Origin of the sequence: Azomonas macrocytogenes, assembly GCF_014191985.1 — a bacterium.
Lineage (GTDB): Bacteria > Pseudomonadota > Gammaproteobacteria > Pseudomonadales > Pseudomonadaceae > Azomonas > Azomonas macrocytogenes.
On sequence record NZ_JACHXI010000070.1, the window covers coordinates 1 to 1,067 of the forward strand.

Genomic DNA, 1,067 nt, shown 5'->3' on the forward strand with positions numbered 1-1,067 from the left:
CGCGAAGTCACCGCCCAGCTGAACGCCGAGACCACCCTGTTCATCATCTCCAGCAAGACGTTCGGCACCCTGGAAACCCTGAAGAACGCCCAGGCCGCCCGCAGCTGGTATCTGGCCAAGGGCGGCACCGAGGAGAAGCTCTACCGGCACTTCATCGCCGTTACCAGCAACCGCCAGGCGGCCGTTGAGTTCGGTATCCGCGAGAAGAACATCTTCCCCATGTGGGACTGGGTCGGCGGACGCTACTCGCTGTGGTCGGCGATCGGTCTGCCCATCGCTCTGGCCATCGGCATGGCCAATTTCAAGGATCTGCTCTCCGGTGCCTACGACATGGACCAGCATTTCCTCAACGCACCGTTCGAGCACAACCTGCCGGTGCTGCTGGCCATGCTCGGCGTCTGGTACCACAACTTCTGGGGTGCGCAGACCTATGCCTTCCTGCCCTACGACCATTACCTGCGCAACTTCGTCAAGCACCTGCAGCAGATGGACATGGAATCCAACGGCAAGAGCGTGCGCCAGGACGGCACACCGGTCTCCTGTACCACCGGCCCGGTGATCTGGGGCGGTGTCGGCTGCAACGGCCAGCATGCCTACCACCAGTTGCTGCACCAGGGCACCCCGCTGATTCCGGCGGACTTCATCGTCCCGGTGGTCAGCCACAACCCGGTGGCCGACCATCATGAATGGCTGTACGCCAACTGCCTGTCGCAGAGCCAGGCGCTGATGCAGGGCAAGACCCGCGCCGAAGCCGAGGCCGAGCTGCGCGCCAAGGGGCTGTCCGCCGGCGAGATCGAACGCCTGGCCCCACACAAGGTGATCCCCGGCAACCGGCCGAGCAATACCCTGGTGCTGGAAATCATCAACCCCCATCGCCTGGGTGCGCTGGTTGCCCTGTACGAGCACAAGATCTTCGTCCAGGGCGTGATCTGGGGCATCAACTCCTTCGACCAATGGGGGGTGGAGCTGGGCAAGGAGCTGGGCAAGAACGTCTACAACCGCCTGACCAGCTACGAGGCAGAGCCGGCCGAGGATTCCTCGACCCAGGGGCTGATCGATCATTTCCG

Annotated in this window: 1 protein-coding gene; it reads left to right on the top strand. The window is 63.5% G+C overall.

Annotated features, from left to right (window positions below; translation table 11 throughout):
- On the top strand, positions 1-1,067 hold a 1,067-nt coding region (pgi, locus tag FHR87_RS18920; protein WP_183168305.1), incomplete at both ends, for a glucose-6-phosphate isomerase.